General features: G+C 42.6%; 16 protein-coding genes and 1 tRNA gene. 11 read left to right on the plus strand and 6 right to left on the minus strand.

Annotated elements, in window-relative coordinates; translation table 11 throughout:
* Positions 1–5: 5 nt before the first annotated feature.
* From GYX26_RS07670 to leuC, 3 genes are all read right to left on the minus strand, one after another.
* On the minus strand, positions 6–146 hold the full coding sequence (locus tag GYX26_RS07670; RefSeq protein ID WP_100089603.1) for an entericidin A/B family lipoprotein: 141 nt from the start codon (positions 144–146) through the stop codon (positions 6–8).
* 18 nt (positions 147–164) lie between these two features.
* Entirely contained in the window at positions 165–290 is a 126-nt protein-coding gene (locus GYX26_RS07675) for an entericidin A/B family lipoprotein (protein WP_080701765.1), read from the minus strand.
* Positions 291–385: 95 nt separating this feature from the next.
* Positions 386–1,792, minus strand: coding sequence for a 3-isopropylmalate dehydratase large subunit (leuC, locus tag GYX26_RS07680; RefSeq protein WP_174828769.1), 1,407 nt, complete (start codon positions 1,790–1,792; stop codon positions 386–388).
* A gap of 282 nt (positions 1,793–2,074) precedes the next feature.
* On the opposite strand from leuC, the gene gshA reads away from it, so the two are divergent.
* From gshA to GYX26_RS07720, 8 genes are all read left to right on the plus strand, one after another.
* A complete protein-coding gene (gshA, locus tag GYX26_RS07685; RefSeq protein ID WP_174828770.1) occupies positions 2,075–3,436 on the plus strand; it encodes a glutamate--cysteine ligase in 1,362 nt (453 codons plus the stop codon).
* 101 nt (positions 3,437–3,537) lie between these two features.
* Complete coding sequence (trpS, locus tag GYX26_RS07690) at positions 3,538–4,548, plus strand: tryptophan--tRNA ligase (RefSeq protein ID WP_174828771.1); 1,011 nt, start codon at positions 3,538–3,540, stop codon at positions 4,546–4,548.
* Between the two features lie 67 nt (positions 4,549–4,615).
* On the plus strand, positions 4,616–5,587 hold the full coding sequence (gene gshB / locus GYX26_RS07695; protein WP_174828772.1) for a glutathione synthase: 972 nt from the start codon (positions 4,616–4,618) through the stop codon (positions 5,585–5,587).
* Between the two features lie 51 nt (positions 5,588–5,638).
* A complete protein-coding gene (locus GYX26_RS07700; protein ID WP_174828773.1) occupies positions 5,639–6,046 on the plus strand; it encodes a diacylglycerol kinase in 408 nt (135 codons plus the stop codon).
* A gap of 119 nt (positions 6,047–6,165) precedes the next feature.
* Complete coding sequence (locus tag GYX26_RS07705; RefSeq protein ID WP_174828774.1) at positions 6,166–7,092, plus strand: AEC family transporter; 927 nt, start codon at positions 6,166–6,168, stop codon at positions 7,090–7,092.
* Between the two features lie 884 nt (positions 7,093–7,976).
* The gene (gene dapF, locus GYX26_RS07710; RefSeq protein WP_174828775.1) at positions 7,977–8,837 is read left to right on the plus strand and encodes a diaminopimelate epimerase; all 861 of its coding nucleotides are present in this window, start codon (positions 7,977–7,979) and stop codon (positions 8,835–8,837) included.
* On the plus strand, positions 8,834–9,487 hold the full coding sequence (locus tag GYX26_RS07715) for a DUF484 family protein (RefSeq protein WP_174828776.1): 654 nt from the start codon (positions 8,834–8,836) through the stop codon (positions 9,485–9,487). Before dapF ends, GYX26_RS07715 begins: the two co-directional genes overlap by 4 nt.
* Positions 9,487–10,041 (plus strand): hypothetical protein, encoded by a 555-nt coding sequence (locus GYX26_RS07720; RefSeq protein WP_100089612.1) that lies wholly within the window; start codon positions 9,487–9,489, stop codon positions 10,039–10,041. Before GYX26_RS07715 ends, GYX26_RS07720 begins: the two co-directional genes overlap by 1 nt.
* A 102-nt stretch (positions 10,042–10,143) precedes the next feature.
* On the opposite strand, the gene GYX26_RS07725 is transcribed toward GYX26_RS07720, so the two are convergent.
* Positions 10,144–10,371 carry a hypothetical protein gene (locus GYX26_RS07725; protein WP_174828777.1) on the minus strand — a complete coding sequence of 76 codons (228 nt, stop codon included), beginning with the start codon at positions 10,369–10,371 and terminating at the stop codon, positions 10,144–10,146.
* 1,032 nt (positions 10,372–11,403) lie between these two features.
* Here GYX26_RS07725 and GYX26_RS07730 point away from each other — a divergent pair.
* A complete protein-coding gene (locus tag GYX26_RS07730; RefSeq protein WP_174828778.1) occupies positions 11,404–13,059 on the plus strand; it encodes an electron transfer flavoprotein-ubiquinone oxidoreductase in 1,656 nt (551 codons plus the stop codon).
* 77 nt (positions 13,060–13,136) lie between these two features.
* Here GYX26_RS07730 and GYX26_RS07735 read toward each other — a convergent pair whose 3' ends face one another.
* Positions 13,137–13,388, minus strand: coding sequence for a hypothetical protein (locus GYX26_RS07735; protein ID WP_100113811.1), 252 nt, complete (start codon positions 13,386–13,388; stop codon positions 13,137–13,139).
* A gap of 144 nt (positions 13,389–13,532) precedes the next feature.
* On the opposite strand from GYX26_RS07735, the gene GYX26_RS07740 reads away from it, so the two are divergent.
* Positions 13,533–14,477, plus strand: a complete 945-nt coding sequence (locus GYX26_RS07740) for a hypothetical protein (RefSeq protein ID WP_174828779.1) — start codon at positions 13,533–13,535, stop codon at positions 14,475–14,477.
* 366 nt (positions 14,478–14,843) lie between these two features.
* A tRNA-Thr gene (locus tag GYX26_RS07745) sits at positions 14,844–14,919 on the plus strand.
* Positions 14,920–15,178: 259 nt separating this feature from the next.
* Here the strand turns inward: GYX26_RS07745 and GYX26_RS07750 are convergent.
* Complete coding sequence (locus GYX26_RS07750) at positions 15,179–16,159, minus strand: bile acid:sodium symporter family protein (protein ID WP_174828780.1); 981 nt, start codon at positions 16,157–16,159, stop codon at positions 15,179–15,181.
* Positions 16,160–16,328: the final 169 nt, after the last annotated feature.

Below are 16,328 nucleotides of genomic sequence, written 5' to 3' on the forward strand. Positions count from 1 at the left end.
TACAGTTACATTTCTGAGCGTACGTGGTCAGAAGCATTACTTACTGCTTGGCCACCGGAGGAAATATCACGACCCACACCAGAAACAGTATGACAACCTGCCAGAAAACCAACAATGGCAATACTCAAAAGCATCAGTTTTTTCATGATTTTATCCTTGTATGATTATTTATCGGCAGCATTGGACAAGTGCTGGCCACCGGCTCTTACATCCTGTCCCATTCCATGAATTGTGTGACAACCAGAGAGTACAGCCATAACCATTGCAGCAATTAACAACATTTTTTTCATGCCTTACTCCTTAAACAAAGATAAAAGTAAACAAATTCAATCAGAACTACATGCTTATCATGCACTTGCTGGCCTAAAACTGCAAGTTATTCACTTTATATCTGTCGCACATCGGTAAAATATCCGGTAATTGCTGCTGCGGCTGCCATGGCCGGACTAACCAGATGAGTACGCCCGCCATTGCCCTGCCGGCCTTCAAAATTGCGGTTGGAAGTAGAAGCACAGCGTTCCTGTGGCTGTAAGCGGTCTGCATTCATGGCCAGACACATTGAGCAGCCCGGTTCACGCCATTCAAAGCCAGCCGCAGTAAAGATTTTGTCCAGACCTTCTTCTTCCGCTTGTTGTTTAACTACACCAGAGCCGGGCACAATCAATACTCTTTTAACATTATCTGCCTTGTGTTGCCCTTCTGCGACTTTGGCGGCCATACGCAGGTCCTCAATGCGCCCGTTGGTGCATGAACCGATAAATACCACATCAACAGGAATTTCATTTATTGGTGTGCCGGCAGTTAATCCCATATATTGTAAGGCGCGCTGCATGCCTTCGCGCTTAACCGGATCAGCTTCTGCAGCCGGGTCGGGTATCTGTTTGTTTATTGCGATAACCATTTCCGGTGATGTGCCCCAAGTTACCTGAGGCTCTATATCTGCTGCGTTAAAATGATAGGTTTTATCAAAATGTGCGCCATCATCCGACACCAGAGTCTGCCAGTAGCTGACAGCCTGTTCCCATAATGCCCCTTTGGGTGCAAAATGACGGTCTTTGATGTAATCAATGGTTGTCTGGTCTACGGCCACCAGACCAGAGCGGGCACCGGCTTCAATTGCCATATTGCAAAGTGTCATGCGCCCTTCCATTGATAGATTGCGTATGGCTTCGCCACCAAATTCAATTGCATAGCCGGTTCCGCCAGCCGTACCAATCTGGCCGATAATATATAAGGCAATATCTTTGGCGGTAATGCCGGGTTTGAGATTGCCATTAATTTCAATCAGCATGGTTTGTGATTTTTTGGCGGTAATACACTGTGTTGCCATGACATGTTCTACTTCTGATGTGCCGATGCCATGAGCAAGTGCACCAAATGCGCCATGTGTGGACGTATGTGAATCGCCGCATACTACAGTCATGCCCGGTAGAGTCGCACCCTGTTCTGGGCCAACAACATGGACAATTCCCTGATTGATATTTTTAAATGGATAATATTTCTGTACGCCGAAATCCTGAATATTTTTATCCAGCGTATTGACCTGAAGTTTGGATATGGGATCAGTAATACCTTCATCCCAATGATCAGTAGGGGTGTTGTGATCAGCTGTGGCCACAATGCTTTGCTCGCGCCAGAGCGGACGGTGCGCCAGTTTCAGGCCTTCAAATGCTTGCGGGCTGGTTACTTCATGCACCAGATGGCGGTCGATATAAAGTAATACTGTGCCATCTGCCTGTTCTTGGACAATATGGCTATTCCACAGTTTTTCATACAGGGTTTGTGCGTTCATTGTAGTAGCTTTGTTTTGTTATGATTTCTGTGTGAGGAATCTTAATACTGTTAAGACAGATTTACAAGTATTTTTGTCTAAAAATAATATAATCAGCAAATATAAGCAAAAAATTCAGATAATTTTAGACTAAATGTCTAAAGTAACTAAGCTGACATATCTAAATAATTTTCTGATAATGATTATATTTGCTATTTTCTGCTGAATTGTCGTTTATTGTTATAATGATGACTGCCATATGAAGCAAAAAATGCTGTGTGTGAATGTAGAAAGGAATGAAATATGAGTTTACCGGATGTGGCCGCAGCGCATCGTATAGAGTTGCAGAATTTTGAACGTGCAATTTTAGCCAAACAAACCCAAATTGAATCATGGTTTCGTTCTCAATGGCGACATCACCACGCTCCTTTTTACGGATCGGTGGACATTCGCAACAGCGGATATAAATTGGCCAGTATAGACATGAATCTGTTTCCCGGCGGTTTTAATAATCTGAATCCTGCTTTTCTGCCTCTGGCGTCGGTAGCGGCGCAGGATGCGGTGGAACGTGCCTGTGCTGAAGCGAAGTCGGTATTATTAATCCCCGAAAACCATACGCGGAATACTTTTTATCTGCAAAATGTTTATGCATTGTATTCAATTCTGCGGCATGTTGGTTTAGATGTTCGTATTGGTACATTAAATCCTGAAATTACTCAGGTGACCACGCTTGAAACCGCACTTGGTGACCACATCACACTGGAACCGGTACAACGACAGGGAAACCATTTGCAGCTCGCTGATGGGTTTACGCCATGTATGATTCTGCTAAACAACGATTTGTCCGGTGGTGTGCCAGACATCTTACAGGGTCTGGCGCAGACATTGTTACCCCCAGTGAAAGCTGGCTGGACCACAAGGCGTAAAAGTACCCATTTTCAGGCCTACAACCAAGTGGCGGCAGAATTTGCCCAGCTGGTAGGTATAGATGAATGGACAATCAATCCCTATTTTGAAGTATGCAGCGGTCTCGATTTCACTAGCCATGAAGGAGAAAATCGTTTGGCCGAAGCCGTAGAACGGCTGTTACAGCGTATTCAGCACAAATATGATGAGCTGGGGATTAAGGATAAGCCCTTTGTTATTGTTAAGGCTGATGCCGGCACTTATGGTATGGGCGTGATGAGCGTGCATTCTGCTGATGAAGTGCGTGGACTCAATCGCAAAAAACGCAATAAAATGGCCAAAATCAAAGAAGGCCTGGAAGTTAGCGAAGTCATCGTGCAGGAAGGTATCTATACTTATGAAACACTGCAAGGCGCAACAGCCGAACCAGTGGTATACATGATGGATAGATTCGTTATCGGTGGCTTTTATCGCGTGCATCAGGATCGCGGGCCTGATGAGAATCTTAATGCTGTAGGCATGCATTTTGTCCCATTGAAATGTAATATCGCTTCACCGGAAACGCAAAATGCTGAAGAAGAAGCTGTAAGCAAACGCGAGTTTAAGCCGTGGGAAAAGCTGAGCATACCGCAGACAAATGCTATTACTCAGGCTAATGATTGCGAAAGTACTCGCTTGTATGTGTATGGCGTACTGGCCAGATTATCTTTACTGGCCGCAGCAATTGAACTGGAAAATATGCCTGAACCGACTGTTTAATTTACCTGAACTGCCTTGATTGTATTGTTGCGCTGATTTTCAGAACTCAGCAAACCAGCTTCAGTTTTAGTAAATCGCTAATTGATAAAGTATTATACCTAATGAAAAAAACTCGAGTATTAACCGGCGTTACCCCCAGTGGGATACCACATCTGGGCAATTATGTTGGGGCAATTCGCCCGGCGATTCAGGCCAGCCTGAACCCTGACGTGGAATCATTTCTGTTTTTATCAGATTATCATGCCTTGATTAAATGTCATGAACCTGAAAAAGTGTACGAATCCACAAAAGCGGTGGCGGCAACCTGGCTTGCCTGCGGTCTCGACCCAGAGCGTACCACTTTCTATCGTCAGACAGATATTCCCGAAATAATGGAATTAAACTGGATTCTTACCTGCAATACCGCTAAAGGGCTGATGAACCGCGCACATGCATATAAGGCAGCCATGCAGGATAATGCTGAAAAAGGGCAGGAAGACCCGGATCATGGTATTGAAATGGGGCTGTTCTGTTATCCGATGCTGATGAGTGCGGATATTCTGATGTTTAATGCAGATAAAGTACCCGTGGGGCGTGACCAGATTCAGCATCTGGAAATGGCTCGCGATATTGCCGGCCGTTTCAATCATCGTTTCAAACCGTTGTTTACCTTGCCGGAAGCGCAAATCGATGACAATGTTGAAACACTTGTGGGATTGGATGGCCGTAAAATGAGCAAAAGTTATGGCAATACCATTCCGCTGTTTGAGTCTGAAAAGAAATTGCAGAAAGCAGTTAATAAGATTGTCACTAATCTGAAAGAACCCGGCGAAGCGAAACAGCCGGATGAAAGTCCTTTGTTTGATATTTACAAGGCATTTGCCACACCAGCAGAAACCGACCAGTTCACACAGATGCTCGCAGATGGACTGGCCTGGGGTGAAGCCAAGAAAATTCTGGCGGCAAAAATCAATGAGGAACTGGCTGAGAAGCGTGAACGCTTTGCGCAACTGAACGCACAGCCTGCCCTGATTGAAGATATTTTGCAGGCTGGTGCTGTAAAAGCGCGCCAGCAGGCACAGCCGCTGCTGGAGGCAGTACGCGAAGCAGTGGGTATCCGTTCATTAAAATAGAGTACATTTTTATCCGGAAGGGAAAATGACTCTCCCTGCCGGATAAACAATCCGACAGGTAAACTCAATGAAAATCCTATTTATTGCCGACCCGATGGCAGGTTTTAAAACCTATAAAGACACCACGTATGCCATGATGCGGGAGATGGCCAGACGCGGCTGGAAACTGTTTCATACATTAGCCAGCCAGCTGAGTGTGCAACAGGAATGTGTTGTGGCCAGTGCGAGCGAGTTCAGCTTTACTGATGCCAGAGATGAGCATGATCATGATTGGTTTAACTCTTTGCCACCGCAGCAATACCCACTGAATCGTTTTGATGCAGTTATCATGCGTACCGATCCGCCTTTTGATATGCAGTATCTGTATGCTACTCAATTGTTGACACTGGCCGCCAAACAGGGTGCCTATGTGTATAACAGTGGTCAGGCAATGCGTGATTTTAATGAAAAACTGGCCATTCTGGATTTCCCTGAGTTTACCGCCCCAACACTGGTTACTACACACGCAGCTGATGTGCGGGCGTTTCTAAATGAACATCAAGACATTATTATCAAGCCGCTAGATGGAATGGGCGGTATGGGCATATTTCGCTTAAAACAGAACGACCCAAATATTGGCAGTATTCTGGAAATGCTGATGCGTCTGGATAGCCGCACCATCATGGCACAACGTTATATTCCCGAAATTGTTCATGGCGATAAACGTATACTGATTATAGGCGGTAAAATAGTGCCGTATGCGCTGGCACGTATCCCGCAGCAGGGTGAAACGCGTGGCAATCTGGCTGCTGGTGGCAGAGGTGTAGCCCAGCCATTAAGTGAACGTGATCTGCAGATTGCAGAAACACTGGCTCCAGAACTGGTACGCAGAGGTATTTTACTGGCCGGTCTGGATGTTATTGGTGATTACCTCACTGAAATCAATGTTACCAGCCCAACTGGTTTTCAGGAAATTACCAAACAAACCGATTGTGATGTAGCCGCACTGTTTGCCGATGCAGTGGAAGAAGCTGCGCGCTTGCATGGTTCACCTGTGTAGCTTTTCATATATTTTATAAAAATCAGATGATAAAAGGGAAAAATTATTGTCATGTCGGAAAATAACAATCAGTACGCCACAAATATTAAAGGTAAAAAAGGTTTACGCCGTATATTCAATGCTTATGGTTATTCTCTGGCCGGTTTGAAAGCCGCCTGTAGCGAGTCAGGTTTTCGTCAGTTGTTATTATTAAACAGCGTATTGATTGTACTGGTATTTGTGCTGGATTTTGGTGTGCTGACACGGATGGTATTGATTATGGCCTCATTTTTAAGCTGGATTGTTGAGCTGTTTAATACCGCTATTGAGGCTGCCGTAGATCATACTTCGTTGGCTAAACATCCTTTGGCCAAACGTGCCAAAGATACAGCTTCGGCCGCTCAGTTGTTAACTATGCTACTTCTGGCTATCTTGTGGTTATTGGCATTATGGCGTGATTATCTGGTTAACTGGTTTTAAACAATACTGTATTTCTACTATAGACGGTAGAATTGCTGATGCGGGTATTGTTAACTTTTTACAAAAATTGCTGACTGAATATAAATCTGGACTGCTGTCTGAAAAATAGAAAGTAAACAATGCATTTTTTGATAATTCTATTACCTGTATTCGGTATTTTTGTCACAGGTTTTATTGCGCAGAAAGTATTAAAATTTGATATTGCCAGTTTATCAAAAATGTCGTTGTATATTCTTTCGCCATTTTTAGCCTTTAAAACGTTCTATAGCCATCAGTTAACTGCTGCCTATGCTTATTATGCCTTTTATGTACTGGCTTTATGTGTCGGGCTGATTATACTGGTTTATCTCTGGTCGAAAGTGTGTCATTACCAGAATCAGGATAATTGCGCCCTGATTCTGGCGTCATGCTTTATGAATAACGGTAACTACGGTACGCCGGTTATTCTGGTATTTTTCGGTTCTGCCGGTTTTGATGTGGCTGTTATCCTGATGGTATTACAGCAGTTTATCATGAGTACTCTCGGTACCTATTATGCAGCTAAAGGCAGCAGTGATGTCGAAGGTGTCAGCCAGCGGACGATACTGAAAAAAGTTTTACGGATGCCGATTGTCTATGGTGCTCTGCTCGGGCTGATATTTCAATTGCTGCATATTCCCTTGAGTAAAGAAATTATGCTGGCCGTGGGCATGATAGGGGATTCATCTATTCCAGTAATCATGCTGATTCTGGGTATGCAATTGGCTACATTACATATCAGGCAAATTGAAGTTGTCAAAATAAGCTTTGCACTGGTTATCAGATTACTGATTTCACCCCTCTGGGCAGTACTGCTGGTGTATTTTATGCCGATAGACCTGATGTCCAAAAAAGTACTCATTGTGCTGGCGGCAATGCCTACAGCCGCCAATACTACCTTACTGTCTGTACAGTTCAACACCAGACCACAGCTGGTATCTACGGCAACATTTATCAGCACAGGATTAAGTCTGATTACTTTGCCTGTTGTTCTGATGCTGGTGCAGCCACCGGTAATACATTTGTAAGCAGTATAAATATAGTTTAATTAGGATATCAGGTAATAAATGAACTTGAGAGCGGCAGGCAGATAGGTTTCAATGTTTGCACATAATTTGATAACGATACACCCAATACTAGCTGTTACCTGATATAGCTATAATTATTACCATTTCCTCAATGCTTTTTAGTCCGAGAACAGCAATAATAATTAGTTTTAAATTAAATCAGGCTCAATAGTACGAAAGTATGCATACCGTAAAAATGTAGAAGTGCATTGTATTTACCGATTACAGTAGTAGGCTGAGAAATTATGTACTTCGTATCAAAATATGCCGTATCTAGTATTATAGATGACAATTATCTTACCTTTATCCATTATGTACTGGGTGCCATACTGTTTAAACTAGTATTAATTACATGGCAATTTTGTTTTCTCTATCTGAGACTAATAAAATTTGGCAAAGCTTAGGGTTTTTATCGATTATTTCAATAAAAGAATAGAATAACTTTTTGCTTATCTTGTGTGGCATGAATATTCTGATTGGTAAAAACATTCAGCCTATTCAGGTTGATTCATCAAAATATTGTTTTTGATTGCCCAAATCAGTGTTATTACCAACTCTCCCAAATAGAATAAACCATAAGCTATTTATATTTGTTTTAATATTTATTGCTATAATAACAGGAAGTTTGCTTTTGCAACTGTTGTATATAATTGAAGCAAAAAACTGTTTTGTTATCGTAGCAATCAAAAGGCTACTAAATAAAGATAACACGGTTATCTTTAGCGTTTTAGAACCATCGCTCTATCAAGATATTGGCTGATTACTGCTTCCCAAAACTTATCGTTATCACTATAAACCGGTATCATAGCCGCTTAAACCTGTTGTGATAACAAATTGAATGGCACATGACTAGATTAAAATTTACCAAAATGCATGGTTTGGGTAATGATTTCATGGTTATTGATGGTATCAACCAGAAATTTGACCCGACAACAGCACCTATTGCTGCATGGGCACAACGGCATACAGGTGTAGGATTCGATCAGCTTCTTTTGATTGAAGCGCCGCAGACAGCAAAAGCTGATTTTCGGTATCGTATCTTTAATGCCGATGGTTCAGAAGTGGAACAGTGTGGCAATGGTGCACGCTGTTTTGCCCGCTTTGTCTACGATAAAGGTCTAACCAGCAAGCAACAGATTGTGGTAGAAACAGCCGGTGGGTTGATTGTGCCGCATTTAAATGATGATGGTACAGTAACAGTAGATATGGGCGTGCCATTATTTGTGCCCGAACAGATTCCGTTTGCTGCTATCGATGAAGATGATGCTCAGCGCATCAGCCATCAGCTGATTGTTGGCACTGATATGGTTGATGTGACCTGTATCAATATGGGTAATCCGCACGCCGTAATGGTTGTGGACGACATCGATCAGGCACCAGTACATCGGCTGGGTGCTGCAATTGAAAACCATAAACAGTTTCCACAGCGGGTTAATGTGGGATTTATGCAAATACTGTCACCACAACAGATTCGCTTGCGTGTCTTTGAGCGTGGTGTTGGCGAAACACAGGCTTGCGGTACCGGTGCATGTGCAGCGGTAGTGGCCGGAATCAGTCTGGGTTTACTAGGCGATGATGAACCGGTACAAGTTAATTTACCCGGTGGGCTGCTATCGATTAGCTGGCAGCAACAGCTAGAAGATGCTCATGTCTGGATGACTGGCCCGGTGCAGACTGTATTTGAGGGGGAGATTAATTACTTATGAGTATTGATGAAGCAAAAGTGCGTGCTTTTTTACATGCACAACCACAGTGGCTGTACGAACATGCTGCCGAGTTTAATTTGCGCCCGATCGAAAGCAAGATATTGTCATTTCAGCAGGGCAAGATGCAAGTGATGCAGCGTAAAACCGAAAAAATGGCCTCACAACTGATTCAGATGCTGGGTGATGCTGATGCAAATCATACACTGATGGCTAAATTTATGGCATTTGATCAGCGCCTGCTTACTGTAAATACAGTGACACAGTGGCAGCGTGCAATCAGGGATGGGTTGAAGAATGAATTTGCTTTATCTTACTATGCGCTGAAAATTGTTGCCGATATACCAAAAAATGTGCGTGTGCCTGTAACTTTACTGGCTGAAAACAGAATTAAAGCCATTAGTGAAAAATTAACTGCTCCTGTTTGTGGTGCCTTGCCGGCAGCGGCTTTATTAGAGTTATTACCTGCGCAGCCACGTCTGGAAAGTTTTTTACAGTTACCACTGCTCTGGAAAGATCAAGTGCTTGCCATACTGGTTATTGGCCATGAAAATGAAGCGCATTTTGCTCCCGATATGGCCACTGAATGGGTAACAGCCATGGCTGATAATATGGCTATTGTTCTGGCGCGTTTGCTGAAATTGGTACGCTAATGGGTACACTAATAAGTAATGCTGTTGTACTGATATATGCTGTACTGTTTGTCTGGCAATGCTGCAAATATCAGCTTGATGGCTGGTTGGCGGCATCAGTAACTGTCTGGTTGGTTTTGACCAACATCAGTAGTGAGATTTTGCCGGGTATTGCTGGTCCTTTTAAGCCGGTAAATTCGTTTCTGGTGCCTGTGTACGTATTGCTAGGGTCATGTTTCGCTATGCACCAAGGCCGCAAACTCAGGAATAGCCCTTATTTAACTATGTTGTTCTACAGTTGCTGGTTACAGCTTGGATCATTGGCTATTTGTCTGGCTTTAGTTCTATGCCTGATAACAAAAGCTGCTCTGATTATCCCTTTTCTGGTAAGTTTGCTCCAGATGTTTGCCTGGCAACCGATTTTCTGGATTGGTAGTCAATGGATATTGATGATGATGCTGTTTTTGCGTGGCGCTGATAACGAAAAACCAATATGGCGTTGGCAGACTTTGCTGCTTTTCAGTTTATTTACACAGCTGGTATATATGACGTTAAGTTTTAGAGGAAAATTGTAATTAGGATTGGTAATGAACACCTAAGATAATTTCTATTGTTTTAAAAAATCACATAACAAAAAAGCCAGACTAAACAGTCTGGCTTTTTTGATTTGTGTGTGCTTATTTAGAAGCAGCAGCTGCTGAAGCTTCGGCTTCAGCTTCAGAAGCAACAACAGGAGCAGAAACTTCAGAAGCGGCAGCTGCTGGTTCAGAAGCAGGAGCAACTGCTTCAGAAGCAGGAGCCGCAACTTCAGAAGCAGCAGAAGCAGCAGGAGCTGCTTCGTCTTTAGTACAAGCAGCCAAGAACAAAGACATCAGGGCAGCAGCAGCTAACAAAGATTTTTTCATGATTATGTACCTTAATCTGTATCAAAAAGTATTACTTTAATGATGGAAGTCCAGTTTTTGCACACCATATCGTTTCATCAACAAATAGCTATAGTGCGCATAACTTGTGCAAATCGAATTATGCCCCGCCTTGCAAACTAATGCAATCAGCCATGCGTGTATTTTTGTTAAATAAGGCGGTTGGTAAAGTCTGTTGCCTAATTGAAAATGCTGTTTGATGATATACAGGCTTCTGTATGCAATTACAGGCGATTGGTAAAATTAAAAATATAAGATATTGATAAAATTTAGTAAAAGTAAATAATGTTCGACAATAATTTTACAGTTAGGTGATTACATATCCAAATTGTTAAAATAAACATCAGTTGCTTTTTTACAACATGTTTGCATGTTTGTGGCTTTATTGCCTCATATAAACCTTTCAACTGTTACTAAACGGAGTGCTTATTTCATATATAGGAACGAAGTACCTCATTTTTGCTGACTGTGGCTGTATAAAAAAGGCGTTTTATAAATGATTTTTTTTGAATACTCATCATGTGGTCGTAATTAACCTCAAATCTGCAATTCAATTATCTTATGTATTCAGATTAGTATTATTAATAATACAACCGTTCAATACCTCAATAACCAGCGACAGCTTATTTGCCATTTTAAACTCTACAGTCTTCATGTTGGATTTAACATTTTGACTTGGTATAGCAAACAGTTGAAAATAGTTAATCTATTACTGAATGCATCTGCTATTAAAATACAAAATTTAAGATAGCAGCAATTTTCATGATTTCAAATTAAATTTAGTTAATGGGCAAGTATTGCTGGCTATAACAAATTTATCTGTATCTGGCTGGTTTATCATTCTTTTTTTACATCTTAATTTGTTTGCATCATTTATTAATCTGTCTATACAGCTAGTCAAAGACCGTTTAATTGCCATTGTTCGTTATAATGACAAGTTTTGAATATCCGGCATGTGTATACTAGGCATGCTAGCTGTTTTAGTTATCATTGTTTCAATTCAGGAAGCTTACCATGACAGAAACCGTTGAACGCGAAAGCATGCAGTATGATGTTGTGATTGTTGGTGCTGGTCCGTCAGGTTTATCTGCTGCCATCCGTCTGAAGCAACTGGCAGCACGGCAGCAACGTGACATCAGTGTGTGCATAGTCGATAAAGGTTCTGAGGTGGGGGCACATATTCTGTCTGGTGCAGTTATTGACCCTCGTTCTTTATCTGAGCTAATTGAAAACTGGCAGGAGAAGGATGCGCCATTATCCTGTCCTGTTAAGGAAGACCGGCTGTTGTTTCTAACCCAGAAGAAAGCCTATCGATTGCCCACTCCGCCAAGCTTTAACAATCATGGTAATTATATTATCAGTCTGGGGGTATTTTGTCGCTGGCTGGCGCAGCAGGCAGAAGAGCTGGGTGTAGAAATCTATCCGGGTTTTGCTGCTGCGGAAGTACTGTATCATTCTGATGGTTCCGTGCGTGGCATAGCTACCGGAGATATGGGGCTAAACCGTGATGGTAAGCCCGGAGACAATTATCAGCAGGGTATGGAGCTATTGGCGCAGCAAACCATCTTTGCGGAGGGCTGTCGTGGTTCGCTTACCAAAACCTTGATTCAGCAGTTTGGATTAAACAGGGATTGTCAGCATCAGACATACGGACTCGGGATTAAAGAGTTATGGGAAATCGCGCCAGAAAAATCCAGACCAGGCACGGTAATACATTCAATTGGCTGGCCACTGGATCAGCAGACATATGGCGGCTCATTCCTGTATCACTTGAATGATAATAAAGTGGCTGTGGGATTTGTAATCGGTCTGGATTACCAGAATCCCTATTTGTCGCCTTTTGCTGAAATGCAACGCTATAAAACCCATCCGGCCATTCGGGAAGTGCTTGAAGGTGGTAAGTGTATTGCTTATGGTGCACGCGCGTTAAGCGAAGGAGGGCTGCAAAGTCTGCCCAAGCTCACTTTCCCCGGTGGTGTACTGGTTGGTGATACAGCTGGCTTTCTGAATGTGCCGCGTATCAAAGGGATCCACGCCGCCATGAAATCGGGAATGTTGGCAGCAGAAGCCGTGATTGACGTATTGAATGCAGAAGGCATCGATGAGAGTAGTAATAGTGAAGCTGTAAGGTATACTGAATTGTTCCGAAACAGTTGGTTACATACTGAATTGCATAAAGTTCGCAATATGCGGCCAGCGTTCAAATGGGGGCTGTTTGGCGGTCTGGCTTATTGTGCACTTGAAGAATATCTGTTCAGAGGCAAAACCCCATGGACACTTCGCCATCACTGTGCAGATTATGCATCTTTGCGTAAAGCGCAGGACTGCCAGCCTATTGATTATCCTAAGGCAGATGGTAAATTAACCTTTGATCGCATGAGCAGCGTTTTTCTGGCAGGAATCAGCCACAATGAAAGCCAGCCGGTACATTTACAACTGCATAACCCGGAACTGGCCATCAGTGTCAATTATCGTGATTATGCCAGCCCAGAAATCCGTTATTGTCCTGCTGGTGTGTATGAAATTGTTGAAAAAGCAGGAAACCCACACTTGCAGATTAATGCACAGAATTGTGTACACTGCAAAACCTGTGATATTAAGGATCCCGCCCAGAATATTAACTGGGTTTGTCCAGAAGGTGGCAGTGGCCCCAATTATGCGGAAATGTAAATGTTAAAATAAGCTTAAATTAGCAAGTCCTGATATAAAACAGGCTGGTAATAGTACTATTACCAGCCTGTTTTATATCAGTGTTCGCGTTCATGAAAGAATGCGTATGTTGCGTCATGAAATAGTTCCACTTGCGGATTTTCTTCATACTGCAACTGTGCAACTTCGTTATCAAAAGCTGCACGAATGGATTCTGTGGCCAGTTCTGCTATATCTGCCGGCAGTGCTCGTAATAAGCCTTTCAGTGCTGTAGCCAGAACCCGGTTTTGCATGATTAAAGCTTCATTACTTTCTTCAAGAAACTCAATACGCTGTTCGATTGTATTCATCATTCAATCCTAATTTAATTGGGAAAAATATACATTATTTTAGCATTTTAAACTATAAAAGTTGTTATAATTACTAAGATATGGCGCACTAAAAAATCATGTGCAGCCCGTTTAAAATATATCGGGATAGCGAGAAGAGGGGGCATGGTGAAAAACCAGTATGAACAACAAAATCAATTTGTTTTTACTCTGAGTGAAGATAATCCACCTAAACAGCAAGCTGTGGCCAGTACGACTACCAGTGCAGCAACAATGACGACAGACGTGATGCCCGAGTGGGAGCGCCGTCTTGAACAGTTGCGACAACATAAAAAAAAGCAGGATGGCGGGTCTGTTCACCATGAGGATACAAAAATCACTAAACCGTCAGTGGCCGCACGCAAAACCAGAAGGCCGGAGGAACATGGTTTCAATTTACCACCGGCGGTAACGGGTACTGTAGCAGGCCGTAGCGCATATACAAGGCCTAATCCCAGAAACAATAACCTGCCTCAGCCTAATAATGAAGTTTTACTTGATCCAGTACAGCGGGAGCGGGTTTATCGTGCTTACCTGAAGCAATGGCAGCAGCAAAGTACTCTGGAAGCTCAACAGCAGGAATCTGCTTTAAATGATACAGCCTTACTGATTCAGGAAGACTGGCTGGCCGCACAGAACTGTTTACAAAGAGCACCCATCGATGAAAATTTGCCTTCAAACTGTACTATTCAACTAAAGGGTAATCAGTCTACTGTCTTACAAACAGAAACCAACCAGAATAATGCTGATGGTGAGTTGCCTGCTACAACAGAAAACGGCCAACCGATTATTCATGTACACATGCATGTGATCGAACCACGCGGGACGGCCAACAGGGCAGTAGCCTGTATTTCCGAGCAGGCGTTATTGCAGCAGTTAAGCGAGAAATTACGTCCTCATCTGGCCGATGTATTGTCAGGTATGGTGCGTGTTGCCGTACAAAAACATACTGCGGGACTGGTAAGTACCTTGCAGCGTGAATTACTGGCAGAAGTGCCTGCGGCGGTAGAAGATGTATTGCAGCATAATCTGGCGCAAGTAATGAGTAATTTTAAGAAAAAACAACGCTAAAAGCTGATTTTATTTTGCCGGTTATGCACAGTGGACTAAAAATTTTTATCTGTAGTTCTGTAGTGATACAAAAATAATTGCAGTTTCATCAGTTTTGTCACCTAACCAAAAGATTAAAAATTAAGGTAGCCAAATATCAGCTTGGATAATATTCATTTTGCTTTACAGGATAGCGGTTTTGAGTAATCGATAATATTGTTATCGCCCGTTTTATCGCAAACTGGCAAAACTATTTATTTTTAGAGCTAACCCTAAATTTGTATTGATTTACTACTGCGGGAAAAGTTTAAATGCATTCAGTGAATAATGGAGAACAACAGGCAATTATGCTATACTGCGCGCCATTCTGATTAAAATCAATGCAATGCCAGTATAGCTCAGTTGGTAGAGCAGCGCACTCGTAACGCGAAGGTCACAGGTTCGATTCCTGCTACTGGCACCAGTTTAATGCATTGATTATCCAAATATTTTATAAAAATAAATTCATCTGTTTTCGATAGAAAAATGCCACCGTGCTCAACTGGCCAGATCGTTTTGGCAGGTTTCTGAATATATATTTAATAAATTATTGATTGTTATACAGGCCGGAGCAGAATACTTTGCCAGCCTGTTATCATTACTGCTTCTATAAGTTCAGGAAAAATAGCTGATTCTAATGCTGACAAAAATTTTGCCAACCCCGTATCAGCTACTCCATCCTGTTACTGTGCAGTTTCGTTTAAACGTGCGTAACGTTGTGCCAGTACCGCACAGATCATCAGTTGCAACTGATGAAAAATCATCAGTGGTAACAGCATAATCCCTACTATGCTGGCAGGGAACAGGACATTGGCCATAGGAACACCATTGGCCAGACTTTTCTTGGAACCGCAAAAAACAATAGTAATTTCATCAGCGCGATTGAAGCCTAGCGAGCGCGCAACCAGTGTATTGATACATATAACCAAAAATAGTATCAGCAGGCTCAGCATAACAATCATACCGATTGAACCTAAGTTAACCTTATGCCATAAACCTTCAACTACCGCATCACTGAAAGCAACATAAACCACCAGCAGAATTGAGCCACGGTCAGTACGGTTTATCCATACTTTGTGTTTATGAATCCAGTTGGCAATCAGTGGCCGCGCCAAATGGCCTACAACAAAAGGCAACATCAGTTGCAACAGAATCGATTCAATTGCGGCTGTAGTATCAACGCTGTTGCCGCTGGTAGGCATCATCAGACCAATCAGTACTGGTGACAGAAAAACGCCGAGAATGCTTGAGGCTGAAGCACTGCACACTGCTGCGGCCACATTTCCACCGGCGACAGAAGTGAAAGCAATTGCAGATTGCACCGTAGCCGGTAGTGCACACAAATACAGAAAACCCAGATAAAGCTCAGGAGAAAGCCAGTGCGGTACCAAAATCCGCAAACCTAACCCGATTAGCGGAAACAATATAAACGTACTGCAAAATACCACCAGATGTAGCCGCCAATGCCTGATGCCTTCTGTAATAGCCTGACGGGACAGTTTGGCACCATGCATAAAAAACAGCAGAGCAATGGCAATGGTGGTCAGATAGCTGAAAAATGTTTTTGCGCTGCCCTGACAGGGCAGAACAGTAGCAGTGCCTATAACAGTTAGCATCGCCAGTAAAAACGGATCAATATAAAATTTTTTGAGCAGATTATTCATGGCAGTAACCGTTATGCAGGCGTATTGTCACCAAAGGCATTATTTTAGCGTAAAAGACTTAATGAAAAATAGCAGGTAAGTGAGTTAAAAAGGATTAATCTGGCCTAAAATGGCTACATATATTCAAACAATAAAATTAAGTGGTCGTTGTTTGTTAAATTTAGCGAGA

The organism is Snodgrassella sp. ESL0253, assembly GCF_013344965.1.
GTDB classification, from domain to species: domain Bacteria; phylum Pseudomonadota; class Gammaproteobacteria; order Burkholderiales; family Neisseriaceae; genus Snodgrassella; species Snodgrassella alvi_B.